Below are 24,576 nucleotides of genomic sequence, written 5' to 3' on the forward strand. Positions count from 1 at the left end.
CGCGACCCGGCGCGAGGACCGGCCGCCGCTGCGCTACGCGGTCTCGGGAGGCGCCGCCCTGCCCGTCGCCGTGATCGAGCGCTTCCGCGAGGTGTTCGGTGATGCTCATCAAGGCTCCAGTCGTCGTTGACCGCCGCGGCGGATGCCGGGTGCTTCACCGTAGATCCGCCGGGCGGCCGCGTCGAGCGATCCGCACCGGATGTTCAGCACGGACGGGCGGGGAGTGCGCATCCCGGCGCCGAGCGGAAGGGGGTGCGGGAGGCGCGGGCGGCTGCCTACAGTCGGACTGCTGCGGCCCGGTTCCGCGGGTCGGACGACGGGAGGCGCGATGCGCGGCGAGGCGACGCTCTACACGGACGCGGTGGTGACGGCTCCGTTCGCCCTCGCGGTGATCGCAGAGGCGACCGGCTCGCGAGTGGTCGGCGCGCGGACCGCGGACGCGCACGTCCCGCTCTACAGCGGTCCGACGAGCGCGCGGGTCGAGATCGCGGGGTTCGGCGACAGCGTGCCGGTCACCGTCGACGTGCGCGACGAGCGCGGGATCGACGAGGCGCGCGCGGCCGCGCAGGCGCTCGGGCTGGAGCTCGCCGCCTACGCGGGCTGGGAGGTCGTGGCCGGCTTCTGAGCGTCGCGACGGACCAGGGCGAGGTAGTAGCGGCTGGGCGCCGTCCTCACGATCGCGGGCAGCAGGCGGTAGACGGCGAAGGTGCGCGAGAGCGCCCGCTCGAACCGCGCCTCCTGCCGTGCGGTCCAGTGGAAGCCGAAGGGCTCGCGGAGCGCCGCGGGGAGCAGGCCGGCGGTGATCAGGCGGAGGTAGGGGCCGAGCGGGCGCAGGTACCAGGCGGCGATGCTCGGGCCCAGCAGGTCGTGGGCGACGCGGCGGGCCGCGGGCGTGACCTCCAGGCGCTCCAGCTCCCGCTCCCAGTAGGCGTCGAACGCGGTGCGGGAGTCGGGCCAGAGGTCCGCGGGCATCTGCAGGGCCGCGCCGACGACGACGGAGCGGCGCACGATGTCGTCCGCCTCCTCCTCGCTCAGCGCGCCGAAGGCGCCCTCGTAGAGCTGCAGCATCGACTGGGTGAGCGTCGCCGCGACCCAGCGCTGCAGCTCCGGGTCGAAGGCCGTGTAGCCGGGGCCGCGCACGGGCACGTGCGCCCTGTTCACCCGGCGGCGTACGGCGCGGACGTCCTCGGGAGTGCCGTAGTGCAGGACGTAGAGGTAGGAGAGCGTCCCGTGCAGGCGGTTCACGGCCCGGTGCACGAAGTCGGAGTGGTCGGCGACGCCCTGCCCGACCGCCGGGTGCGCGATCTGGAGGAGGATCGCGCGCGCGCCCGCCAGCAGGAACACGCCCTCGCGGAAGACGTCCGGGGTGCGGGAGGCCGACGACATGGCTCCACGCTACGCGGGAGCGGCTGGCGGAGGAGGGGCCGGTGCCCCGGCGGGCGTCCGCACGGGAAGCCCGCGGCGGGTGCGGAGTAGACTCGGCGCGGCCCAGGGACAGTGCCGAGACTCCGGCGTCGTCCGGGCCACCTCGAACTCGAAACGCAAGCGCGCTCGGCGCGGAATGGGAATGCAGCGTGGATCTCTTCGAATACCAGGCCCGTGATCTGTTCGAGAAGTACGGCGTCCCCGTGCTCCCGGGCATCGTCGCCGACACGCCGGAGGAGGTGCGCGCCGCGGCGGAGAAGCTGGGCGGCGTCACCGTCGTCAAGGCGCAGGTCAAGATCGGCGGCCGCGGCAAGGCGGGCGGCGTGAAGGTCGCGAAGACCCCCGAGGACGCGTTCGCCGCGGCGCAGTCGATCCTCGGCCTCGACATCAAGGGCCACGTCGTCAAGCGCGTCATGGTCGCCGGCGGTGCGCGCATCGACCGCGAGTTCTACTTCTCGGTGCTGCTGGACCGGGCCAACCGCTCCTACCTCTCGCTCACCTCCTACGAGGGCGGCATGGAGATCGAGCAGCTCGCCGTCGAGCGCCCCGACGCCCTCGCGCGCGTCGAGGTCGTCCCCGGCCGGGGCATCGACCAGGCCAAGGCCGAGGAGATCGCCCGCGCGGCGAAGTTCCCGGAGGAGCTGATCGCCAAGGTCGCGCCCGTCCTGGTGAAGCTCTACGACGTCTACACCGGCGAGGACGCCACGCTCGTCGAGGTGAACCCGCTCGTGCTCACCGAGGAGGGCGACATCGTCGCGCTCGACGGCAAGGTCTCGCTCGACGAGAACGCCGGCTTCCGCCACGCGGACCACGCCGCGCTCGAGGACAAGGACGCCGCCGACCCGCTCGAGGCGAAGGCCAAGGAGAACGACCTCAACTACGTGAAGCTCGACGGCGAGGTCGGCATCATCGGCAACGGCGCGGGCCTGGTCATGTCGACCCTCGACGTCGTCGCCTACGCCGGAGAGAGGCACAACGGCGTGAAGCCGGCCAACTTCCTCGACATCGGCGGCGGAGCCTCCGCCCAGGTGATGGCGAACGGCCTCGACGTGATCCTCGGCGACGAGCAGGTCAAGAGCGTCTTCGTCAACGTCTTCGGAGGCATCACCGCGTGCGACGCGGTCGCCAACGGCATCCTCCAGGCGCTCGAGATCCTCGGCGACTCGGCCACGAAGCCGCTCGTCGTCCGCCTCGACGGCAACAAGGTCGAGGAGGGCCGCGCGATCCTCCAGGCCGCCGCCAACCCGCTCATCACGCTCGCCGCGACCATGGACGAGGGCGCCGACAAGGCCGCCGAACTCGCCGCCGCGTAACGGACCCGACGACTCAAGGAATCAGAGAACAAGCATGTCGATCTTCCTCACCAAGGACTCCAAGGTCATCGTCCAGGGCATCACCGGCGGCGAGGGCACCAAGCACACCGCGCTGATGCTCAAGGCCGGCACGAACGTGGTCGGCGGCGTCAACGCCCGCAAGGCCGGCACGACCGTCACCCACGGCGACGTCGAGCTCCCCGTCTTCGGCACCGTGAAGGAGGCGATGGAGGCCACCGGCGCCGACGTCTCCATCGCGTTCGTGCCGCCCGCCTTCTCGAAGGACGCCGTCATCGAGGCGATCGACGCCGAGATCGGCCTCCTCGTCGTCATCACCGAGGGCATCCCGGTGCAGGACTCCGCGGAGTTCTGGGCGTACGCGCAGGAGAAGGGGAACAAGACGCGGATCATCGGCCCGAACTGCCCCGGCATCATCACGCCGGGCGAGTCGCTCGTGGGCATCACCCCCGCGACGATCACCGGCAAGGGCCCGATCGGCCTCGTCTCGAAGTCGGGCACCCTGACCTACCAGATGATGTACGAGCTGCGCGACCTGGGCTTCTCGACCGCGATCGGCATCGGCGGCGACCCGATCATCGGCACGACCCACATCGACGCGCTCGCCGCGTTCGAGGCCGACCCCGAGACGAAGGCGATCGTGATGATCGGCGAGATCGGCGGCGACGCCGAGGAGCGCGCCGCGGACTTCATCAAGGCGAACGTCACGAAGCCCGTCGTCGGCTACGTCGCGGGCTTCACCGCCCCCGAGGGCAAGACGATGGGCCACGCCGGCGCCATCGTCTCCGGCTCGGCCGGGACCGCGCAGGCCAAGAAGGAGGCCCTCGAGGCCGCGGGCGTGAAGGTCGGCAAGACGCCGTCCGAGACGGCCGCCCTGCTCCGCGAGGTCTACGCGGCGCTCTAGCGCCCGTCCTCCCCGCACCACCGTCGGAACGGACGGTGCCCCTGCTCCGGCGGGCGGCGCCGTCCGTTCCGTCGTCGGGGCGGGCCTGACCGGAGTAGCGTCGCAGCGTGACCCGCCGCCTCGGACTCGACCTGCTGACCTTCGTGCCGTACCCGGAGGGCCCCGAGCAGCCCGGCGACGCCGCGCGGAGCCTCGAGGACGGGCTCGCTCTGCTCGAGCTCGCCGAGGAGCTCGGCTACGGCACCGGCTGGGTCCGCGTGCGGCACTTCGAGCGCTACCTCGCGTCTCCGATGACCTTCTTCGCGGCCGCCTCCCAGCGGACCCGCCGCCTCCGCCTCGGTACCGCGGTCATCGGCGCCCGCTACGAGTCGCCCGTGCGCCTCGCCGAGGATGCCGCGACCGTGGACCTGCTCTCGGGCGGACGCCTCGACCTCGGCGTCAGCAGCGGCTTCGCGCATCTCGCCTCCGTCTTCGACGGGGTGTTCGGGCAGGCCGAGCGCGACTTCCGCGAGGAGGCGCAGGAGCGCATCGCGCGACTCCGCGAGGCGCTCTCGGGCGCCGTGCTCGGCGTCGCGGAATCGGCCCTGATGTCGGTCCCGGTCGGCGCTCCGCTCGTGCAGCAGCCGCACGCGCCCGGCCTCGCCGACCGGCTCTGGTACGGGGCGGGAACGGTGTCCTCCGCGGTCCGGGCGGGCGAGCAGGGCATGCACCTGCAGGTGTCCACGCTCAACACGGAGGAGACGGGCCTGCCGTTCGCCGAGCAGCAGGCGGTGCAGATCCGCGCCTACCGCGAGGCCTTCGCCGCAGCGCACCCGGGGCGCACATCGAGGGTGACGGCGGGCCGGATCGTGCTGCCGCTGCTCGACGCCGCCGACGAGGAGGCGCACCGCCCCTTCATCGAGGGCTACCTCGCGCGGATGGACGACGAGGGCCGCCCCCGCACGGCCGACCGGTCGATCATCGCCGCCCCGATGTGCTTCAGCCCCCTCCATGTCGGGAGCCCGGAGCGGATCGTCGCATCGCTCGCCGCGGATCCGGCGCTCGCGGAGGCGGACGCGCTCACGGTGACGCTCCCGGCGGTCGGCGGGGTGGAGTCGCACCGGCGCATCCTGCGCGCCGTCGCCGAGCGCATCGCCCCGCAGCTGGGCTGGACGCCCGGCGCCTGAGGATCAGCGCCGCGCGAGCAGTGCCCGGACGGGCCGCTGCAGCAGGAGCAGGAGCAGCCACCAGAGCCCGACCGACGGGACCAGCAGCGCCAGCGCCAGTGCGACGAGGAGCAGCGCGAAGGGCAGCAGGGCTGGCGCGAGCGGCAGGGGCCCTGCGCCGGGCCGCCTGAGCTCCGGGTGCCGGGAGAGGCGCAGCTCGATCAGGACCAGCGCCCCGCTCATCGCGGCCATCGTGCCGATGTAGAGCCCGATCGTCGCCCGGGAGTCCGGGAACAGCGCCAGCGCGCTCGTCGAGAACGGGAAGAACGCCAGCGCGGCCAGCCAGAGCAGGTCCAGCCGCACCAGGGCGCCGTCGTAGTCCCCGGCGATCTCGAAGACGCGGTGGTGGGGGATCCAGAAGACGGCGATGACCGCGAAGGAGAGCGCGAAGGCGAGGACCGAGTCCAGGTGCTCCGCGAGCAGCGCCGGGACTCCGCCGCCCTCCCGGGCGACCTCGGGAGCCAGCTGCACCAGCGGCAGGACGAGGACGGTGATGGCGATGGCGGCGGTCGCGTCCGAGAAGTTGACGAGCCGGTCGAGCCCGCGCTCCGTCCGGCGGTGGGCCGCGTGTCCCCCGGGGCGCCCGCGGTGCACCAGGCGCTCGATCGGACCCGAGAGCAGGAGCAGCAGGAGCGCGAACATGTTGACGGCCGGCACCGCGACGGCGAGCACGAGGGCCGCGAGGAGGACGCTGATCACGATCAGCGACCTCGAGAGGGAGCGCCGCGGCTCCGCCCCCGGGGCCAGGAGATCCGGATCGCGGCGCACGATGAGCTGCATCGCGAGGGTCGCCGCGCTCGCCGCGATCATCGTGCCGATGTAGAGCGCGATGACGCTGCCGTCGGTGTCGAGCACGTTCGAGATCAGGTTCGCCGCGAAGGGGAGCAGGACGACCGCGGCCAGCCAGACGAAGTTCGCGACGACGAGCGCGGGCGAGTACCGGGCCACGCCCTCGAAGACGGAGTGGTGGACCGCCCAGAGCCGTCCGATCACGGCGAACGTGATGAAGAAGGCGGAGAGGGTGCCGTAGTGACCGGTGAGGAGGGACCCCAGATCGGCCGCGCGGCTCTCCTCGACCACGTCGACGAGGGGGAGGACGAGGAACGTGATGGCGATGGCGACGACGGCGTCGGAGAAGTTCACGAGGCGGTCCAGGCCGCGCTCCGTCCGTGCGTCCGAGGTCCCCGTCATGGCTCCGACACTAGAGGGCCGGGCGGCGCGCCCCTGACCCGCCTCCGAGCGCGCCGCCGCTAGGCTCGTCAGGCCCATGAACCGGATCACCGTCGCCCTCCTCGCCGCCTTCGACGCCGCGCTGTCGGCGCTGATCGGGATCGCGATCCCGCTCGTCCCGCTGACCGTCCTCTGGGCCGTGCAGTACGACACGACGGTCGACTTCGGCGTGTTCTGGCGGGTCGCCGCCGACGCCTGGCTGCTCGGCCACGGGGCCGACCTGCAGGCGGCGCTGGCCCCCGACTCCGCCCTCGCCGTCGCGCTGCCCGGAGGCGCGGACGCCTTCCCGGTGACGATCGCTCCGCTGGCCTTCGCGCTCCTCACCGTGCTGCTGGGCGCGCGCACCGGCCGCCGCGCCCAGGAGTCGCCGTTCCGGGCCATCGGCGTCCTCGTCGCGATCGCGACCTACCTGGCGATCGCGCTCCTGGTCTCGCTCGGATCCGCGGACCCGGCCGCCACCGTCGATCCCCTGCAGGGGACGCTGCTGCCGCCGCTCGTCTTCGCGCTGGGGGTGCTCGTCGGAGCAGCGCTCCACTCCGCCCGCAGCGACGAGGCCGACCCCCTCGGCGAGCTGGCCGCCTCCGCGCTCGACCGCGTCCCCGCGCCGGGGCCCGGGCTCGTCCTGGCGTCGCTGCGCGGGGGAGCGCTCGCCGCGGCGGGCGTGGTCGGCGTCGCGGCGGTGCTCGTCGCCGTGCTGCTGGTCGTGCACTACACCTCGGTCGTCGCGCTCTACGAGAGCCTGGGCGCCGAGGCGCTCGGCGGCCTGGCCCTCACTCTCGGGCAGCTGGCGTTCCTCCCGAACCTGGTGATCTGGGCGGCGAGCTGGCTGATCGGCCCGGGCTTCGCCCTCGGCACCGGCTCCTCCGTGAGCGCGGCCGGGACGCTGCTCGGACCGATCCCGTCGATCCCGGTCCTCGCCGCACTGCCCGCAGGGGACTCGGCCTTCGGATTCCTCGGGCTGCTCGTGCCGCTGCTCGCCGGGTTCGCCGCGGGATGGCGGCTGCGGCGCGGCGTGATCGAGGCGCTCGACGGACGCTCGCTTCTGCGCTGGGGCGCGGCCGCGGCCGGCGGGATCGGCGTGGTCGGCGGCCTGCTGCTCGGGCTCCTCGCCTGGTTCTCGGCGGGCGCCGCCGGGCCCGGGCGGCTCGCCCAGGTGGGCCCGGACCCGCTCGTCGTCGGGGCGGTCGCCGCCCTCGAGCTCGCGCTGGCCGCGTGCCTGGGCCTCGCCGCGGGCCGCAGCCGACGCGGCTGACGCCGGCGGAGGCGTCCCCCTAGACTTGCGCAGTGCTGAAGTTGGTCGTGCTCCTCTCCGGCGGCGGATCGAACCTCCGCGCCCTGCTGGACGCCACCGGCGACGAGGGCTTCCCCGCCCGCATCGTCGCGGTCGGCAGCGACACCGACGCCGAGGGCTTCCGTCACGCGGAGGAGCGCGGAGTCCCCGCCTTCACGGTCGCGCCGCGCGACTTCCCCTCGCGTGACGAGTGGGGCGCCGCCCTGCTCGGGTGCATCCGGGAGTGGGAGCCCGACCTCGTCGTCTGCGCGGGCTTCATGCGCATACTGCCGCCCGTGGTGGTGGACGCGCTCAGCCCGCGGATGATCAACACGCATCCCGCCCTGCTGCCGCTCTTCCCCGGCGCTCACGCCGTCCGCGACGCCCTCGCCGCCGGCGCGACCGAGACCGGCGTCACCGTGCACGTGATCGACACAGGCGTCGACACGGGCCCCGTCATCGCCCAGGAGAGCCTCGCCGTGCTCCCCGGCGAGAGCGAGGACGCGCTGCACGAGCGCATCAAGACCATCGAGCGTCGCCTGCTGGTGCAGACGGTGCTCGACATCGCCCACGGAACCGTCGACCTCGAGGAGCTCGCCCGCGCATGAGCATCACCGCCCACGACCCCAGCAGCTACGACGACCGCGACCGGGTCCCCGTCCGCCGGGCGCTGATCTCGGTCAGCGACAAGACCGGCCTGCTCGAGCTCGGAGCGGCGCTCGCCGCGGCCGGCGTCGAGCTCGTCTCCACCGGCTCGACCGCAGCGACCCTCCGCGGAGCCGGCCACGACGTCACCGACGTCTCGGCCGTCACCGGGTTCCCGGAGTCGCTCGACGGCCGCGTGAAGACGCTGCACCCGGCCGTGCACGCGGGCATCCTCGCCGATCTGAGGCTCGCCTCGCACCGCGAGCAGCTGGAGCAGCTCGACATCGCCGCGTTCGAGCTGGTCGTGGTGAACCTGTACCCGTTCCGCGAGACCGTCGCCGGCGGCGCCGACGCGGCGACCGTGGTCGAGAACATCGACATCGGGGGCCCGGCCCTCGTCCGCGCCTCCGCGAAGAACCACGCGAACGTCGCGATCGTCGTCGATCCGGCCGACTACTCCGGGATCGCGACCGCCCTCGCCGACGGCGGCACGACGCTCGCCGCGCGCCGCACCCTGGCGGCCCGCGCCTTCGCGCACACCGCCTCCTACGACTCCGCCGTCGCCGCCTGGTTCGCCGGGCAGGAGGCGGCCGAGGGCGTCGAGGGCTCGGTCGAGATCCGCGGGACCCTGCAGCAGGTCCTCCGCTACGGCGAGAACTCGCACCAGAAGGCGGCCCTCTACGTCTCGCCCGACGGCACCGGCATCGCGCAGGCGACGCAGCTGCACGGCAAGGAGATGTCCTACAACAACTACGTCGACGCCGACGCGGCCGTCCGCGCGGCCTACGACTTCGTGCTGCCCGCCGTCGCGATCATCAAGCACGCGAACCCGTGCGGCATCGCGATCGCGAGCTCGAAGGCGATCGACCCCATCGCCTCCGCCCACCGCCGCGCCCACGAGTGCGACCCGGTGTCGGCCTTCGGCGGCGTCATCGCCGCGAACCGGCCCGTCACCCTCGCCATGGCCGAGACGGTGAAGGAGATCTTCACCGAGGTGCTCGTCGCCCCCGGCTTCGAGCCCGAGGCGCTCGAGGTGCTGAAGACCAAGAAGAACCTGCGCCTGCTGCAGCTCCCCGACTTCTACGCCCCCGTCGAGCGCGAGTTCAAGCAGATCTCCGGCGGCCTGCTGCTGCAGGAGCCGGACCGCTTCATCGGCGGCCCCGGCGAGGTCAGCTCCGGCTGGCAGCTCGTCGCCGGCGAGCCCGCCGACGCCGACACGATGCTCGACCTCGAGTTCGCGTGGAAGGCCTGCCGCGCCGTCAAGTCGAACGCGATCCTCCTCGCCAAGGGCGGCGCCTCCGTCGGCGTCGGCATGGGCCAGGTCAACCGCGTCGACTCCTGCCACCTCGCCGTCACCCGCGCCGGCGACCGCGCCCCCGGCTCCGTCGCCGCCTCCGACGCGTTCTTCCCCTTCGCTGACGGCCTCGAGGTGCTCCTCGCCGCCGGCGTGAAGGCCGTCGTCCAGCCCGGCGGGTCCGTCCGCGACGCCGAGGTCATCGACGCGGCCGCCCGCGCCGGCGTCACGATGTACACGACGGGGGAGCGGCACTTCTTCCACTGAGTGACGGGCGCGGAGCGCCCGCCACTCAGGTGCTTGTCTTCCCCGCCGCTCCTTGCGCGGCGGGGCGCGGTCGGCTCGGCGACGGGGTGCGTTCCGTAGAGCGGGGTGCGTCGCCGGTCGCGGGAATCGCTTGGCACGCGATTCCCGCTGAACCGGCTCTGCCTTGCGGTGCTCGTCTTCCCCGCCGCTCCCTGCGCGGCGGGGCGCGGTCGGCTTCGCGACACTGAGCGTTCCGTGGAGCGGGTCGCGTCGCCGGTCGCGGGAATCGCTTGGCACGCGATTCCCGCTGAACCGGCTCTGCCTTGCGGTGCTCGTCTTCCCCGCCGCTCCCTGCGCAGCGGGGCGCGGTCGGCGTCGCGACACGGAGCGTTCCGCGGAGCGGGTAGCGTCGCCGACCGCGTGAATCGCTTGGCACGCGATTCCCGCTGAGTCGGCTCTGCCTTGCGGTGGGCGGTTTCCCGGCCGCTCCTCGCGCGGCGGGGCGTGGTCGGCGTCACGACGTGAGGCTTTCCATGGAGTGGGGGCGTCGCCGGTCACGGGAATCGCTGGGCACGGGACGCCGCTGAAACCGCTCTGCGGTGCGGCGGGCGGCTCTTAGGGGGCTGCTAGGGGATCGACAGGCGGGGCGCGGGTGGGGGCGCGTAGGGTCGCCGGGTGCCTTCCGACTCGACGCCCGCGTCCACTCCCGACACCCCGACCGCAGCGACCACCACCGCCCCGAACCGGGACCGCGCGCCCGGGACGGGCCGCCGGATCCTCGTCGCGCTGCTCGCCGCCGCGGCGACCGCGCTCGTGGCGCACCTCGCCAACCTGCTGGCCTTCTTCATCGGCAACCAGCTGCAGCCCGGCTCCATCCCGCAGGTCAACGCCTACTTCCTGCTCTCGAGCGTGCTCGGCTTCGTGGTCGTCCTCGTCCTCGCCGTCGCGGGGATGCTCGGACGCACCTGGAGCGCCGCCCTCGCGGGACTCGTCGCGGGTGTGGTCGGAGCCGTGTTCGGCACGCTCGTCCAGGCCAGCGCCACCGGCGAGGCCGTCACGGGCGCCGTCTGGGCCTCCATCTTCCAGACCTTCGCCGGACTCAACCTCGTCTTCCTGCTCGCGTTCACCGTCTCGGCGGCGAGCGTCGGCCGCGCACTCTGGAACCGCCTCCGCACCACGGGCGCTCCGGCCGCCGTCGTCACCGACCGCCGCATCGCGATCGTCCGGGCCCCGGCCGCCGACCTCTCGACGGGCGAGCTCACCCACCTCGAGCGCGTCCCCGTCGACCAGCAGCGCGCCCAGCAGCAGTGGGAGGCGTACGTCGACCTGCTCGAGCGGGCCGGCTGGGAGACGGTCGAGGCCGCACCGGCGCCCGGACTCGCCGACTCCGTCTTCCTCGAGGACGCGGTCGTCGTCTTCGGCGACCACGCCGTGATCGCCCGGTCCGGAGCGGAGTCCCGCCGCGGAGAGACGGCGGGCGCCGAGGAGGCCGTCCGCGCCCTCGGCCTGACGGTCGACCGCATCGAGGAGCCGGGCACGCTCGACGGCGGCGACGTCCTCAAGGTGGGATCGACGGTCTACGTCGGCCGCGGAGGCCGGACCGACGCGGCGGGGGTCGCCCAGCTGCGCGCGATCCTCCGGCCCCGCGGGTACGACGTCGTCGCGGTCCCGCTGACCAAGGTGCTGCACCTCAAGAGCGCCGTGACCGCGCTGCCCGACGGCACGGTCATCGGCTGGGAGCCGGTCGTCGACGAGCCACGCCTGTTCCCCTCCTTCCTGCCGATGCCCGAGGAGGCGGGCGCCCACGTGGTCGTCCTCGACGACGACACACTCCTGATGGCCGCCTCCGCCCCCCGGAGCGCCGAGCTGCTGCGGAGCCTGGGCTACCGCGTCCTCACCGTGGACGTCTCGGAGTTCGAGAAGCTCGAGGGCTGCGTCACCTGCCTCTCGGTCCGCGTCCGCTGACGGCGGAGGCGGGGGGAACCGCCGGATCGCGGCGGCCGCTGGACGGAGCACATAGCCGGGGTATAGCCTTCAAGGCTGCCCGGAGCTCTTCGGCCCGGTGGCACCTCCCGCCTCTCCGCCCACCCGGCAGGGGAGGCCCCGCCCTCGTCGCGAAAGCCCTCCGCCGTGTCCGCTCCCGCCCTCCCGTCTCCCGGCGCCCCCGCGCAGAAGCGCCCGAGCACGCTGCAGACCCTGCTGCGCCTCGTCCCCTTCGTCGGCGACTCCCTGCCCCGGCTGGTCGGCGGCATCGCGGTCGCGCTCGTGGCGAGCCTGGTGTCGCTGGTCATCCCGATCGTCCTGCAGCAGCTCGTCGACGGGCCGCTGGGGGACGGAGCGGCCTCCGCCGGCTCCGGCGACCTCGGGCCGCTGATCGGCCCGGTCGCCGTCATCCTCGTGCTCGGCGTCGTCGAGGCCGGTGCCATCGCGCTGCGGCGCCGGATGGTCCTCACCCCCAGCACGCGGATCGAGGCGCGCATGCGCTCGGCGCTCTACAGCCGCCTGCAGGACCTCCCCGTCTCGTTCCACGACCGCTGGCAGAGCGGGCAGCTCCTGTCGCGGGCGATGAGCGACCTCAGCCTCATCCGCCGCTGGATAGCCTTCGGCTTCGTCCTGCTCGTGGTCAACGCGCTGACGATCGTCGTCGGCTTCGGCGTCCTCGTCTACTGGAACCCGATCCTCGGCGTGCTCTTCGTCGTGTGCTCGATCCCGGTCTGGATCTACGGGTTCGCGTTCGAGAAGCGCTACTCGAGCATCGCGCGCCGCAGCCAGGACCAGGCGGGCGACCTCGCCACGACCGTCGAGCAGTCGGTGCACGGCATCCGCGTCCTCAAGGCCTTCGGCCGCCACCAGCACGCGCTGGAGAACTTCGCCGGCCAGGCCGAGAAGCTCCGCGGCACCGAGATCGACAAGGCCCGCGCCATCGCCGGGATCTGGCTCGTCCTGCTGCTGGTGCCGGACATCGCGTTCGCGCTCTGCCTGCTCGGCGGGGTCTGGCTCGCCGCGGCCGGCCAGCTGAGCGTCGGCGAGCTGTTCGCCTTCTTCGCCACCGCGACCGTGCTGCGCTGGCCGGTGGAGTCGGTCGGCTTCCTCCTCTCGATGACCTTCGACACCCGCACGGCGGTCGACCGCTACTTCGAGGTGATGGACAGCCGGAACACCATCACCGACCCGGAGGCCCCCGAGACGATCCTCGAGCCGCGCGGCCGGGTGCGCTTCCGCGACGTCCACTTCCGCTACCAGGACGCCCCCGAGCGCTACCGCGACCTCCTCGACGGCGTCGACCTCGAGGTCGAGCCGGGCGAGACGATGGCACTGGTCGGCATCACCGGCTCCGGGAAGACGACGCTCACCGCGCTGCTCCCGCGCCTCTACGACGTGACCGGCGGAGCCATCGAGCTCGACGGCGTCGACATCCGCCGGCTCCGCCGCGACGAGCTGCGCACGCACATCGGCATGGCGTTCGAGGACGCGACGCTCTTCTCCACCAGCGTGCGCGAGAACGTCCTCCTCGGCCGACCCGACGCGACCGAGGAGGAGCTGCTCGAGGCCCTCGAGATCGCGCAGGCCGACTTCGTCCACCGCCTCCCCGAGGGCCTGGACACGAAGGTGGGCGAGGAGGGGATGAGCCTCTCCGGCGGCCAGCGCCAGCGCCTGGCCCTCGCCCGCGCGGTGGCCGCGCGTCCGGCGGTGCTCGTCCTCGACGACCCGCTCTCGGCGCTCGACGTCGACACGGAGGCGCGCGTCGAGGCGGGGCTGCGCCGCGTGCTCGGCGACACCACGGCGATCATCGTCGCCCACCGCCCCTCGACGGTGGCGCTCGCCGATCGCGTGGCACTGATGGAGGAGGGCCGCATCACCGCGGTCGGCACCCACAGCGGGCTGCTCGCGAGCAGCCCGCACTACCGCTTCGTCATCTCGAGCCTCGAGGAGGACGAGCTGACCCGGCCCACCGGGACCGAGCGCATCGGCTCCCGCCCCACGACGACCCACCAGGAGACGCGATCATGAGCACGCTCGGTTCCTCCGAGGAGCGCGACGACCTCAGCAGAGCGGAGTCGGCGGCCCTGCGCTGGCGCTCGCTGCGGCTGCTCGGCTCCCTGCTGCGGCCGCTCCGGCTGCGGCTGGTGCTCACCGCGGTCGTGGTCGTCGTCGCGACCGCTGCCCAGGTCGCGGGACCGGCGCTGATCGCGGCGGGCATCGACAACGGCCTGCCCGCGGTCCTCGCGGGGAACGCGGTCCCGCTGGCGGTCACGGTCGGCGCCTACATCCTCACCGGACTCGTCGGCGCGCTCCTGGTCGCCTGGTACACCGTGCTCTCCGCGCGGGTGAGCCAGGCGATCCTGATCGACCTGCGCAAGCGGGTCTTCCTGCACACCCAGAAGCTGAGCCTGGAGTTCCACGAGAACTACACCTCCGGCCGGATCATCTCGCGCCAGACCAGCGACCTCGACTCCATCCGCGAGCTGCTCGACTCCGGCATCAACCAGCTGGTGCAGGGTGCGCTCTACATGGGCTTCGTCGCGATCGCCCTCGTCTCCCTGGACGGCGTGAGCGGCATCGTGCTCGCCTGCGCCCTGGTGCCGCTCGCGCTGCTCACCCGCTGGTTCCAGAAGCGGTCGCAGGCGCTGTTCCGCGGCACCCGCGTCGCCTCGTCGCGGCTGATCGTGCAGTTCGTGGAGTCGATGACCGGCATCCGCGCCGTGCAGACCTTCCGCACGCAGAAGCGCAACGAGTCCGTGTTCGGCGGGGTCGTCGAGCAGTACCGGCTCGCCTACAAGCGCGTCTTCGGAGTGTTCGGCACCTTCGACCCCGGGCTCGTGCTGATCGGCAACGTCACCGTCGCCGTGGTGCTGTTCATCGGCGGCGTCCGCGTGCTCGACGGCGGGCTCGAGATCGGCGCGCTGCTGGCGGTCCTGCTCTACACACGGCGCTTCTTCGACCCGGTGCAGGAGATGGCGATGTTCTACAACTCCTACCAGTCGGCGGCCGCCGCGCTCGAGAAGATCTCGGGCGTGCTGGCCGAGGAGCCGGGCGTCCCGGATCCGGCCCGCCCGGTCGACCTGCGGCAGGCGCGGGGCCACCTCGGCTTCGAGGGCGTCCGCTTCGCCTACACCGCCGACCGCGAGGTGCTGCCGCGCTTCGACCTCGACATCCCCGCCGGGCAGACCATCGCCCTCGTCGGGTCCACGGGCGCCGGCAAGACGACGCTCGCCAAGCTGATCTCGCGCTTCTACGACCCGAGCGACGGCGTGGTGACCCTCGACGGCGTGGACCTGCGGCAGCTGCACCCGAAGGACCTGCGGCGCGCGATCGTGATGGTCACCCAGGAGGCGTACCTCTTCTCCGGATCCGTCGCCGACAACATCGCGATCGGGCGGCCGACCGCGTCCTACGACGAGATCGTCCGGGCCGCGCAGGCGGTCGGCGCGCACGAGTTCATCCAGGCGCTTCCGGACGGCTACGACACCGATGTGAACAAGCGCGGCGGCCGCGTCTCGGCCGGTCAGCGCCAGCTGATCTCGTTCGCCCGCGCGTTCCTGGCCGACCCGGCGGTGCTGATCCTGGACGAGGCGACCTCCTCCCTCGACATCCCGAGCGAGCGCCTGGTGCAGCAGGGCCTGCAGACGCTCCTGGCGGACCGCACGGCGGTCATCATCGCGCACCGCCTCTCGACGGTCGCGATCGCCGACCGGGTGCTGGTGATGGAGCACGGCCGCATCGTCGAGGACGGCACCCCGGAGGCGCTCATCGCCGGCGAGGGCCGCTTCGCCACCCTGCACGCGGCCTGGCGGGACTCGCTCGTCTGAGCGGCTGCCGCTCGCGACTAACGCACTTGAGCCGATCCCGGCTCAGGGGCGCCAGCGTGCGCTGCGCACGTCGACGCGCCAGCCGCCCGGCGTGACGACGAGGGGCGTGCCCTCGCGCTCGTACTCCCGGCGGGCGCGCTCCTCGTGGCCGACCGGGGGCGCTCCCCCCGCGCGGACGACGCGCCACCAGGCGGTGTCGGAGCCGTAGCGGGCCATCACCGTGCCGACCGCGCGTGCCGCACGCGTGCCGAGGACCGCGGCGATCTCGCCGTAGGCCATCACACGGCCGGGCGGGATCGAGGCGACCACCTCGAGGACGGCGGAGACGAAGTCGGCCGGCTCCGCTGCCTCCGGCGCCGCGCTCAGAGCGTCAGCGCCCCGATGTTCTCGCCGTACTGCGTCTCGCCGACGACCTCGAAGCCGATCCAGCGGAAGAACTGCTCCGGGCCGTCCTCGCCGGACTCCCAGATCACCGTGAGGGTGTCGAAGCCGCGGGCGCGCGCCTCGTCGGCGGTGGCGCGGACGGCGAAGGTGCCCACGCCGCGGCCCTGCTTCGCCGCGTCGATGTTGATGCGCCAGATGCAGCTGCGGAACTCCTCCGCCGCCTCCGGGTCGAAGTGCGCGTGGATGAAGCCGACCAGCTCGTCGCCGTCCATCACGGCCCGCTGCCAGGAGGCGCCCGGGTCGATCACCGCGGCGGCGGCGGAGTAGGAGACCGGCGCGATGAACTGCTCCTGGCCGGGTTTGAGGCTCAGACCGTTCACGGCGGAGATGTTCGAGGCGGACAGCTCTTCCAGGCGGAGGTCACTCATGCCGTCACTGTACCGGCGGCGCAGGACGGCGGGCATCCTCCTGTCGGGCGACGTGCGCCGGCCCCGGCGCGGACGATCGAGAACTGTCTCGACATCGAGACAGTTCGGGCCTCGGGTAGGCTGGCGGAGGCCATCCGGAGCGGTGCAGAGCCGCCCGTCCCGCACAGGTGCGGGGTCATCGACACCATGGGAGAGCAATGTCCAAGATCAAGGTTGAGGGAACGGTCGTCGAGCTCGACGGCGACGAGATGACGCGCATCATCTGGCAGAAGATCAAGGACACCCTCATCCACCCGTACCTCGACGTGAACCTCGAGTACTACGACCTCGGCATCGAGTACCGCGACGAGACGGACGACCAGGTCACGATCGACGCGGCGCACGCCATCCAGAAGCACGGCGTCGGCGTGAAGTGCGCGACCATCACCCCCGACGAGGCCCGCGTCGAGGAGTTCGGCCTCAAGAAGATGTGGAAGTCGCCCAACGGCACGATCCGCAACATCCTCGGCGGCGTGATCTTCCGCGAGCCGATCATCATCTCGAACATCCCGCGCCTGGTCCCCGGCTGGAACAAGCCGATCATCATCGGCCGCCACGCGTTCGGCGACCAGTACCGCGCCACGGACTTCGTCTTCAAGGGCAAGGGCACGCTGACCGTCGAGTTCACGCCCGAGGACGGCTCCGAGCCGATGAGGTTCGAGGTCTACAAGGCCCCGGACGACGGCATCGCGCAGGTCCAGTACAACCAGGACGCGTCGATCCGCGACTTCGCCCGCTCGTCGCTGAACTACGGCCTCTCGCGCAACTACCCGGTCTACCTCTCCACCAAGAACACGATCCTCAAGGCCTACGACGGCCGCTTCAAGGACATCTTCGAGGAGATCTTCGAGACCGAGTTCAAGGAGCGCTTCGACGCCGCGGGCCTCACCTACGAGCACCGCCTCATCGACGACATGGTCGCCTCGGCCATGAAGTGGGAGGGCGGCTACGTCTGGGCCTGCAAGAACTACGACGGCGACGTCCAGTCCGACACCGTCGCGCAGGGCTTCGGCTCGCTGGGCCTGATGACCTCCGTGCTCTCCACGCCCGACGGCAGCGTCGTCGAGGCGGAGGCGGCGCACGGCACCGTCACGCGCCACTACCGCCAGCACCAGGCCGGCAAGCCCACCTCGACGAACCCGATCGCCTCGATCTACGCCTGGACGCGCGGCCTCGCGCACCGCGGCAAGCTCGACGGCAACCAGGAGCTCATCGACTTCTCGCTCACGCTTGAGGACGTGGTCATCAAGACGGTCGAGTCCGGGAAGATGACGAAGGACCTCGCCCTGCTCGTCGGCCCCGAGCAGGGCTGGCAGACGACCGAGGAGTTCCTCGCGACCCTCGACGAGAACCTGAAGGCCCGCATGTCGGCCTGATCACCGGCTTCAGCAGACGCGTCCGGCCCGCACGATCCTCGGATCCTGCGGGCCGGACGCGTCTCCGGGCCCGGTGGGACGCGCCCGGCCGAGCGCCTCAGAGCGCCCGGGCGAGCTCCTCCATCGCGTGGAGCGGATCGGGCCCCGACGGCATCAGCACGACGCTCGACGCACCGGCCTCGTGCAGCAGGCCGATGCGGCGACGAGCGTCCTCGGGAGTGCCCACGACGGCCAGCTGGTCGACCCAGGCGTCGGGCAGGTCGCGGACGAAGGCGGCGCGGTCGGCGCTCTCGGCCCGCAGGCGGGCGAAGTCCTCGGAGAAGGGGAGCGGCTCGATGTGCGGCGCCCAGTCCGGCTCGCCGATCCACTCGAGTCCCGGCCGGACCGCGTCGCGCGCGGCGGCCGCATCGTCGTCCACGGCGGCCACGTTGTAGGCGACGATCCGTCCGGTGCCGCCCAGGTGGCCGCGGGCCGCCGCGAGGTACTCCGGAGTCACGGGCTCGGCCAGGACGACCCCGTCGGCGATCCGGCCCGCGAGCGCCAGCGACTTCGGTCCGCGGACGCCGGCCAGCAGCGGCGGCACGACGGCGGGCGGCGACTCCAGGACGAGGCCGTCCACGTGCACGTAGCGGCCGGAGCGGTCGGTGCGCTCGCCGGAGAGCAGCGAGCGGATCGCGTCGAACTGCTCCTCGAGCAGGGTGAGCGGGCTGCGCGGCCAGACGCCGAGGCCGCGCATCCAGTGCGGCATCCCGTGCCCGATGCCGGCGTGGACGCGGCCGGGGAACAGCTCGGCGAGAGTGCCGAGCTCCATCGCGGTGAAGGCCGCCGTGCGCACGGCGGCGGGCAGGATGCCGATGCCGACGACGATCCGCTCGGTGGCGGCGAGCACCGCGCCGGCCTGGGCGATGCCGCCGCGGAAGCCGAGGTCCTCGACCACCCAGAGCTCGTCGAAGCCGAGCTCCTCGGCGCGGCGGGCGTAGCCGAGCACCTCGGAGGCGGGGAGATCGCGGGGGAGCAGGACGCCGACGGCGGTGTCGGAGGAGGAGGCGCGCATCCGGCCAGCCTAGGGCGTGCGGACAGGCGGAGGGCCCGCCCGCACGATCGCGGACGGGCCCTCGCTCGTCGTCCTACTCGGCGGCCGCCTCGCCGATCCGCATCTGCTCGGGGCGGGCGGTCGAGACGACCTCGATGCGGCGGGGGCGCGCCTTCTCGCTGACCGGGATGGTCACTGAGAGCACGCCGTTGTCGTAGGACGCGGCGATGCGCTCGGTGTCGACGCCCTGGCCGAGGCTCAGCTGGCGGACGAAGGTCGCCGACTGGCGCTCCCGAGTGATCCAGGTGACGTCGTCGCCGCTCGCGACGGTGCGCTGGGCGCGGATGGTGAGGAGCTGCCCGTCCACGTCGACGTCGACGGACCCGGGGTCGATGCCGGGGAGGTCGGCGGTGAGGACGTAGTGGTCGCCGTCCCGGTACAGGTCGATCGGCATCCGGCGGGGCCCCTGACCGGAGCCGAGGAGGGCGGTGGCGAGGCGGTCCAGCTCGCGGACGGGGTCGTAGGTGACAGCCATGAGATCACTCCATTCAGTCGTGCAACGAAGAGTTCCAAGAGTTGAGCCGACCCGGCTCAACACGAATAAATTAGCACTCGCGGAGGGGGAGTGCCAACGGATCGGCCCCTTTCGGTGTCAACTTCGTTACCTGTTCGTAACAAAGCTGAGCAATCGAGTTCGTAGGGTCGTTTCTGTGTGGAAACCGATCCGGTTCCCAGCGAATGTGAGTAAGGACATCGATTGCCGATCCACCTGTCCCACCGACCACCCGTCCGCCGCGCTGAGAGGCGCATCCTCGCGGGCCTCGCCGTCCTCGGAGTCGCCGCGACCGCGGCCTTCGCCACCACCGGCGCCAGTGCCGCCCCTCTCGCCGGCAGCGCCTCGCTCGTCGGCGGGCTCTCCGTCGGCCAGAGCTTCGACGACGGCGACTACGTCGTCACCCTCGTCGAGCCCTCCGCGGCCACCTACCAGGGCAGCGATGCCCGCTTCGCCCGCACCGCGCCCGTCGACGGTGCGCAGCTGCAGGCCGCCTCGGCTCCGGTGGAGGACTACTCCGCCCACCTCGAGCAGCGCCAGGAGGACGTCGCCTCCGCGGTCGACGCCGCCATCGGCTACCACTACACCGTCGCCCTCAACGGCTTCTCCGCGACCCTCTCGGGCGAGCAGGCGGGCGAGCTCGCGAGCCGCCGCGACGTCGCCCAGGTCCGCAAGGTCGAGAACCTGAAGGTCGACCGCGCCGCGCAGGCCTCGCCGCTCGCCGCGGCCGCCGCCGGCACCCCGGTGCCCGACACCGGACAGCAGCGCTCCACCGACTTCCTCGGCCTCGAGGGCGAGGCCGGCGTCTGGCAGAAGCTGGGCGGCATCGACAAGGCGGGCGAGGGCGTCGTCGTCGGCGTCATCGACTCCGGCATCGCGCCCGAGAACCCCTCCTTCGCGGGCGCGCCCCTGGCGACCTCGCCCGGAGCGGCCCCCTACACGGACGGCACCACCACCTCCTTCGTGAAGTCGGACGGCGGCACCTTCGTCGGCTCCTGCTCGCCGGGGCTCCCCGCCTCCGAGCAGTGGGACGGCGACGAGTGCAACCAGAAGCTCATCGGCGCACGCTGGTTCCTCGCGGACGAGGAGGTCGGCTCGACGGACAACCCCGAGTACCGCTCCCCGCGCGACGCCGACGGACACGGCTCGCACACCGCGAGCACGGCAGCCGGCAACAACGGCGTCGAGGCGAGCGTCGACGGCTACGACTACGGGAAGATCTCCGGAGTCGCCCCGGCCGCCAAGGTCGCCGCGTACAAGGTCTGCTGGAACGGACCCGACGAGGGCACCGACGACGACGACTTCTGCTCCGGAGCGGGCATCCTCGCGGCCATCGACGCCGCGACCAAGGACGGCGTCGACGTCATCAACTTCTCGATCGGCGGCGGCTCGGCCACCTCGACCCTGACCGCGATCGACGAGGCGTTCCTCAACGCCGCCGCCGCCGGCGTCTTCGTCGCGGCCTCGGCCGGCAACTCGGGTGCGGGCGCCTCCACGCTCGACCACGCGTCGCCCTGGTACACCACGGTCGCCGCGTCCTCCATCCCGACCTACACCGCGACCGCCGCTCTCGGCGACGGCCAGAAGTTCGTCGGAGGATCCATCTCGGTCCACGAGGACGTCACCGGACCGCTGGTGAACAGCGCCGACGTCGTCCGCTCGGGCGCCGAGAACCCCGCCATCTGCGAGACAGGCACCCTCGACCCCGACAAGGTGAAGGGCACGGTCGTCGCCTGCACCGCGGGCGTCACCGCGCGCGTCTCCAAGTCGGCCGAGGTCGAGCGGGCCGGCGGCATCGGCATGCTGCTGCTCAACCCGACCCCGAACGCCCTGCACGTCGACGACCACTCGGTCCCGAGCATCCAGATCGACTCGCAGGCCTACCAGGCGATCACGACCTACGCCGGCACCGCCGGTGCGACCGTGACCCTCTCCGAGGGCAACTCGTCCGGAGCCTCCATCCCCGTCCCGCAGGTCGCCGGCTTCTCGTCGCGCGGACCCGCTGAGGCGGACGGCGCCGACGTGCTGAAGCCCGACCTCACGGCGCCCGGCGTCGCGATCCTCGCCGACAGCTTCAACGCCGAGGGCGACGACCCCGCCTTCGCGTTCGAGTCCGGCACCTCGATGTCGTCGCCGCACGTGGCGGGCCTCGGCGCGCTGATCCTCGGCGCGACCCCGAAGGCCTCGCCGTCCGCGGTGAAGTCGGCCATGATGACCTCCGCCTACGACAGCGTCGACCAGTCGGGCGCCGCGTCCGAGGACGTCTTCGCCCAGGGCGCCGGACACGTCGACCCGGCCGCGTTCCTCGACCCCGGACTGCTCTACCAGAGCGGCACGGAGGACTGGATCGCGTTCCTCAAGGGTGCGGGCTACGTCTTCACCTCGAACCCGGTGATCGACCCGATCGCCGCGATCGACCCGTCCGACCTCAACCAGGCCTCGATCGCGATCGGCGCCCTCGCGGGCACGCAGACCGTGACCCGCACGGTCACCTCGACCGGCGCGGGCACCTACACCGCCTCGGTCGACGGCCTCGCCGGGATCGACACCGTGGTCTCGCCCTCGACCCTCTCCTTCACGGGTGCGGGCCAGACGGCGGAGTACACGGTCTCCTTCACCACCGGCTCGGCGGCGCTCAACCAGTTCGCCACCGGCTACCTGACCTGGGCGAGCGCGGAGCACGACGTCCGCAGCCCGATCGCGGTGCGCCCCGTCCTGCTGGACGCGCCCTACGAGGTCTCCGGCACCGGCTCGACCGGCACCGGCACGGTGACGGTCACGCCCGGCATCACCGGCGCGCTGCCGATCACCGCGAGCGGTCTCGCCGAGGGCGTCCTCGCCGAGGACGCCACTGCCGCGGACGGCCACTCGGCGACGCTCCCCACGGGGAAGTCGCTGACGACCACCGTCGTGGTGCCGGAGGGCGCCGAGTTCGCCCGCTTCGACCTCGACTCGCTCGACGACGCGGCCGACCTCGACCTCACCGTCACCAGCGAGAGCACCGACAAGGTCTTCACCTCGGCGACCGGCTCGGCCGACGAGCGCGTCGACATCGCCGACCCCGCTCCGGGCGAGTACACGGTCCAGGCCGATGTCTACTCGACCGCTCCGGGATCCTCGACCGTCACGTTCGACTTCCGCAGCTTCGTCATCACTCCGGAGAACGGTCTCGGCTCGCTGAGCACCGACCCCGCGGTGGTCGACGCCGTGCAGGGCGAGCCGATCGCGTACGCGGTCTCCTGGTCGAACCTGGCGGGCCCGGCCCGCTACCTCGGCCGTGTCGCCTACACCGACTCGGGACTCGCGACGCTCGTGAGCGTCGACGTCACCGAGGCGGTCACCCCCACCCCGACGCCGACCGCGACTCCGGTGCCCACGGGCACCCCGGAGCCGACCGCGACGCCGACGGCCGGCCCCACCGCCGGACCGGGGGAGCCCACCTCCACGCCGACCGCCGGACCGGGCGCGCCCGGCCACGGCGCAGGCGGCCTCCCGTCGACGGGCTTCGACGGCGGTCTCCTCGGAGCCGCCGCCCTCGCCCTCCTCGGTGCAGGTGCTGTGATCACCGGCCTCCGACGCCGCGCCCTGGCGCAGCGTGAGGCGGGCGCCGCGGAGTAGTCCTCCGCGACCGCCGCGAACGGCCGTCCCCCTGCTCCTCCCGGAGCGGCGGGGGCGGCCGTTCGCCGTTCCCGGGAGGGGAGGCGGAGACGGGGCGGCTCGTGGTGCGGGCCGGGAGCAGGACCGGCCCGGCTGCGTGGGGGAACGGCTCGAGAGCGGAGGCAGGAGCGGGTCGGGGAGAGATCGACGATCAGGCGGGGCGGAGCACCTCCGACTGGGGCCCGGCGGCGCGATCGGCCCGGGGTCCCGCTGCGGTGGCGCATCCCCGGAGGTGCATCGACGGGAGAGCGCGGTGGCGACCTGCCGCTGCGAGCCGGGACGACGCGTTCGGTTCCGGTCCGAGGCGGCGGCGAGCGCACGGGGACCGCGGTGCACCCTCGGGAACAGCGGTGGACGGCTCCGAGCGAGCGCCCCCTCGGCCTGAGCGGCCGCCGTCAGGATCAGAGGGAGCGGCGTCCCGCGATGACGCCGGAGACGACGGCGAGGACGCCGAAGACGATCGCGACGACCGGCTGGCCGAGGTCCAGCCACGCCAGCGCGGCGGCGCCCATCACGAGCAGCTCGATCAGCGAGCGGCCGTAGACGTCGATCGCGAGGACCGCGCGCGGCGAGAGGAAGAGCGCCCAGATCAGCGCGGCGACCACCGGAGCGCCGATGCCGAGGACGATGTTCCACGGCAGGTCCCACGACGCGAAGCCCCAGAGGGCGAAGGTCGCCAGCGCGACGAGCTCCAGGAGGAACCGGAGGATCGCGTTCGGGCCGATCCTGATGTCGGTGCCCGCGGTGTCCGCTCCTGCTCGATTCACGCCGACCATGCTAGCCGCCGGAGGTCAGCGGAAGATGATGGTGCGGGCCCCGTCGAGGAGCACCCGGTCCTCCGCGAACCACTTGACCGCCTGCGTGAGCGTGCGGCTCTCCTCGTCCTGCCCGATGGCCACGAGCTGGGCGACCGAGTGCGAGTGGTCCACGCGGACGACGTTCTGCTCGATGATCGGCCCCTCGTCGAGGTCGCTGGTGACGAAGTGCGCGGTCGCCCCGATCAGCTTGACGCCGCGGGCGTGCGCCTGCTTGTACGGGTTCGCGCCCTTGAAGCCCGGCAGGAACGAGTGGTGGATGTTGATGGCGCGGCCGGCCAGTCGCGCGCAGAGCTCGGGGGAGAGGATCTGCATGTAGCGCGCCAGGACCACGAGCTCGACGTCGTGCTCCTCGACGACCTCCAGCACGCGCTCCTCGAACCCGCGCTTCGACTCCGGCGAGACCACGGGGCGCGACTCGAAGGGCACGCCGTAGAACTCGGCGAGGTCGCGCAGGCTGCCGTGGTTGGACAGGATCATCGGGATGTCCACCGCGAGCTGCCCGGCGCGCTGGCGGAAGAGCAGGTCGTTGACGCAGTGCGCGGCGGTGGAGGCGAGGACGAGGGTGCGCAGCGGCCGGCCGACGACGTCGAGGCGCCAGGTCATCCCGTAGTGCTCCGTGATCGGCAGCAGGGCGGCGGCGAACTCCTCGCGGCTGATCGGCGACTCCACCTGCAGGCGCATGAAGAAGCGGCCGGTGTCGGCGCTCGAGAACTGCTGGCTCTCGGTGATGTTGCCGCGGGCCTGGACGACGGCACCGGACACGGCGTGCACGATGCCCGGCTGGTCGGGGCAGGCGAAGGTCAGGGTCCAGTGGTTTCCCGCGGGCCGGGCGCCGGACCACGCGGCGTCGCTGCCCGTCGGACGGGTGCTCGCGGAGGCGGGCCGGGGAGTCGCGGACGCGGCGGGTTCGGGCTGCATCCGCCCAGGA

At 72.8% G+C, this 24,576-nt stretch carries 20 protein-coding genes; 12 read left to right on the plus strand and 8 right to left on the minus strand.

Going from position 1 to position 24,576, the window contains the following annotated elements:
- Positions 1-328: 328 nt before the first annotated feature.
- Positions 329-625, plus strand: a complete 297-nt coding sequence (locus C5C10_RS05355; protein WP_104224926.1) for a hypothetical protein — start codon at positions 329-331, stop codon at positions 623-625.
- Here the strand turns inward: C5C10_RS05355 and C5C10_RS05360 are convergent.
- Complete coding sequence (locus tag C5C10_RS05360; protein ID WP_104328740.1) at positions 592-1,386, minus strand: oxygenase MpaB family protein; 795 nt, start codon at positions 1,384-1,386, stop codon at positions 592-594. The two genes, C5C10_RS05355 and C5C10_RS05360, sit on opposite strands and share 34 nt — an antisense overlap.
- A gap of 188 nt (positions 1,387-1,574) precedes the next feature.
- Between C5C10_RS05360 and sucC the strand changes: the two genes are divergently transcribed.
- From sucC to C5C10_RS05375, 3 genes are all read left to right on the plus strand, one after another.
- Positions 1,575-2,738 (plus strand): ADP-forming succinate--CoA ligase subunit beta, encoded by a 1,164-nt coding sequence (gene sucC, locus C5C10_RS05365; RefSeq protein ID WP_104227296.1) that lies wholly within the window; start codon positions 1,575-1,577, stop codon positions 2,736-2,738.
- Positions 2,739-2,772: 34 nt separating this feature from the next.
- Entirely contained in the window at positions 2,773-3,660 is an 888-nt protein-coding gene (sucD, locus tag C5C10_RS05370; protein ID WP_104224929.1) for a succinate--CoA ligase subunit alpha, read from the plus strand.
- Between the two features lie 107 nt (positions 3,661-3,767).
- On the plus strand, positions 3,768-4,826 hold the full coding sequence (locus C5C10_RS05375) for an LLM class flavin-dependent oxidoreductase (RefSeq protein WP_104328741.1): 1,059 nt from the start codon (positions 3,768-3,770) through the stop codon (positions 4,824-4,826).
- Positions 4,827-4,829: 3 nt separating this feature from the next.
- Here C5C10_RS05375 and C5C10_RS05380 read toward each other — a convergent pair whose 3' ends face one another.
- Positions 4,830-6,056: a TMEM175 family protein gene (locus tag C5C10_RS05380; protein WP_181073402.1), complete on the minus strand. Its 1,227-nt coding sequence runs from the start codon at positions 6,054-6,056 to the stop codon at positions 4,830-4,832.
- Positions 6,057-6,132: 76 nt separating this feature from the next.
- Between C5C10_RS05380 and C5C10_RS05385 the strand changes: the two genes are divergently transcribed.
- The 6 genes from C5C10_RS05385 to C5C10_RS05410 all read left to right on the plus strand — a co-directional run bounded on the left by C5C10_RS05385 (position 6,133) and on the right by C5C10_RS05410 (position 15,360).
- Positions 6,133-7,347, plus strand: coding sequence for a DUF6350 family protein (locus C5C10_RS05385; protein ID WP_104328743.1), 1,215 nt, complete (start codon positions 6,133-6,135; stop codon positions 7,345-7,347).
- 32 nt (positions 7,348-7,379) lie between these two features.
- A complete protein-coding gene (purN, locus tag C5C10_RS05390; protein ID WP_104328744.1) occupies positions 7,380-7,973 on the plus strand; it encodes a phosphoribosylglycinamide formyltransferase in 594 nt (197 codons plus the stop codon).
- Positions 7,970-9,571 (plus strand): bifunctional phosphoribosylaminoimidazolecarboxamide formyltransferase/IMP cyclohydrolase, encoded by a 1,602-nt coding sequence (purH, locus tag C5C10_RS05395; RefSeq protein ID WP_104328745.1) that lies wholly within the window; start codon positions 7,970-7,972, stop codon positions 9,569-9,571. Before purN ends, purH begins: the two co-directional genes overlap by 4 nt.
- A 654-nt stretch (positions 9,572-10,225) precedes the next feature.
- Positions 10,226-11,515: a dimethylargininase gene (gene ddaH / locus C5C10_RS18350; RefSeq protein WP_104328746.1), complete on the plus strand. Its 1,290-nt coding sequence runs from the start codon at positions 10,226-10,228 to the stop codon at positions 11,513-11,515.
- A 165-nt stretch (positions 11,516-11,680) separates the two neighbouring features.
- A complete protein-coding gene (locus C5C10_RS05405) occupies positions 11,681-13,561 on the plus strand; it encodes an ABC transporter ATP-binding protein (protein WP_104328747.1) in 1,881 nt (626 codons plus the stop codon).
- Positions 13,558-15,360 carry an ABC transporter ATP-binding protein gene (locus C5C10_RS05410; protein ID WP_104328748.1) on the plus strand — a complete coding sequence of 601 codons (1,803 nt, stop codon included), beginning with the start codon at positions 13,558-13,560 and terminating at the stop codon, positions 15,358-15,360. Before C5C10_RS05405 ends, C5C10_RS05410 begins: the two co-directional genes overlap by 4 nt.
- A 42-nt stretch (positions 15,361-15,402) precedes the next feature.
- On the opposite strand, the gene C5C10_RS05415 is transcribed toward C5C10_RS05410, so the two are convergent.
- Positions 15,403-15,726: an MGMT family protein gene (locus C5C10_RS05415; protein ID WP_104238475.1), complete on the minus strand. Its 324-nt coding sequence runs from the start codon at positions 15,724-15,726 to the stop codon at positions 15,403-15,405.
- Positions 15,723-16,172, minus strand: coding sequence for a GNAT family N-acetyltransferase (locus C5C10_RS05420; protein ID WP_104224946.1), 450 nt, complete (start codon positions 16,170-16,172; stop codon positions 15,723-15,725). Before C5C10_RS05420 ends, C5C10_RS05415 begins: the two co-directional genes overlap by 4 nt.
- Before the next feature lie 197 nt (positions 16,173-16,369).
- Here C5C10_RS05420 and C5C10_RS05425 point away from each other — a divergent pair, with 197 nt between their 5' ends.
- Complete coding sequence (locus C5C10_RS05425) at positions 16,370-17,587, plus strand: NADP-dependent isocitrate dehydrogenase (RefSeq protein ID WP_104224939.1); 1,218 nt, start codon at positions 16,370-16,372, stop codon at positions 17,585-17,587.
- Positions 17,588-17,684: 97 nt separating this feature from the next.
- Here C5C10_RS05425 and C5C10_RS05430 read toward each other — a convergent pair whose 3' ends face one another.
- Positions 17,685-18,641, minus strand: a complete 957-nt coding sequence (locus C5C10_RS05430; protein ID WP_104328749.1) for an LLM class flavin-dependent oxidoreductase — start codon at positions 18,639-18,641, stop codon at positions 17,685-17,687.
- 73 nt (positions 18,642-18,714) lie between these two features.
- Complete coding sequence (locus C5C10_RS05435; RefSeq protein WP_104283259.1) at positions 18,715-19,155, minus strand: Hsp20/alpha crystallin family protein; 441 nt, start codon at positions 19,153-19,155, stop codon at positions 18,715-18,717.
- A gap of 222 nt (positions 19,156-19,377) precedes the next feature.
- Between C5C10_RS05435 and C5C10_RS05440 the strand changes: the two genes are divergently transcribed.
- Positions 19,378-22,791, plus strand: a complete 3,414-nt coding sequence (locus tag C5C10_RS05440) for a S8 family serine peptidase (RefSeq protein WP_104328750.1) — start codon at positions 19,378-19,380, stop codon at positions 22,789-22,791.
- Positions 22,792-23,231: 440 nt separating this feature from the next.
- Here C5C10_RS05440 and C5C10_RS05445 read toward each other — a convergent pair whose 3' ends face one another.
- Together C5C10_RS05445 and purU are read right to left on the minus strand one after the other, a co-directional pair.
- A complete protein-coding gene (locus tag C5C10_RS05445) occupies positions 23,232-23,597 on the minus strand; it encodes a YrdB family protein (protein ID WP_104276971.1) in 366 nt (121 codons plus the stop codon).
- Positions 23,598-23,621: 24 nt separating this feature from the next.
- Entirely contained in the window at positions 23,622-24,566 is a 945-nt protein-coding gene (gene purU, locus C5C10_RS05450) for a formyltetrahydrofolate deformylase (RefSeq protein WP_104227281.1), read from the minus strand.
- Positions 24,567-24,576 lie beyond the last annotated feature (10 nt).

Source organism: Rathayibacter sp. AY1A3, assembly GCF_002930975.1.
In the GTDB taxonomy this organism is placed as follows: domain Bacteria; phylum Actinomycetota; class Actinomycetes; order Actinomycetales; family Microbacteriaceae; genus Rathayibacter.

Excerpts from the sequence above, each read along its gene's own strand:
- C5C10_RS05425 (WP_104224939.1), top strand. The coding sequence starts at position 16,370 with ATGTCCAAGATCAAGGTTGAGGGAACGGTCGTCGAGCTCGACGGCGAC.
- C5C10_RS05385 (WP_104328743.1), top strand. The coding sequence starts at position 6,133 with ATGAACCGGATCACCGTCGCCCTCCTCGCCGCCTTCGACGCCGCGCTG.
- C5C10_RS05435 (WP_104283259.1), bottom strand. The coding sequence starts at position 19,155 with ATGGCTGTCACCTACGACCCCGTCCGCGAGCTGGACCGCCTCGCCACC.
- C5C10_RS05360 (WP_104328740.1), bottom strand. The coding sequence starts at position 1,386 with ATGTCGTCGGCCTCCCGCACCCCGGACGTCTTCCGCGAGGGCGTGTTC.
- purH (WP_104328745.1), top strand. The coding sequence starts at position 7,970 with ATGAGCATCACCGCCCACGACCCCAGCAGCTACGACGACCGCGACCGG.
- C5C10_RS05380 (WP_181073402.1), bottom strand. The coding sequence starts at position 6,056 with ATGACGGGGACCTCGGACGCACGGACGGAGCGCGGCCTGGACCGCCTC.
- C5C10_RS05420 (WP_104224946.1), bottom strand. The coding sequence starts at position 16,172 with ATGAGTGACCTCCGCCTGGAAGAGCTGTCCGCCTCGAACATCTCCGCC.
- sucD (WP_104224929.1), top strand. The coding sequence starts at position 2,773 with ATGTCGATCTTCCTCACCAAGGACTCCAAGGTCATCGTCCAGGGCATC.
- purU (WP_104227281.1), bottom strand. The coding sequence starts at position 24,566 with ATGCAGCCCGAACCCGCCGCGTCCGCGACTCCCCGGCCCGCCTCCGCG.
- C5C10_RS05410 (WP_104328748.1), top strand. The coding sequence starts at position 13,558 with ATGAGCACGCTCGGTTCCTCCGAGGAGCGCGACGACCTCAGCAGAGCG.
- C5C10_RS05430 (WP_104328749.1), bottom strand. The coding sequence starts at position 18,641 with ATGCGCGCCTCCTCCTCCGACACCGCCGTCGGCGTCCTGCTCCCCCGC.
- C5C10_RS05355 (WP_104224926.1), top strand. The coding sequence starts at position 329 with ATGCGCGGCGAGGCGACGCTCTACACGGACGCGGTGGTGACGGCTCCG.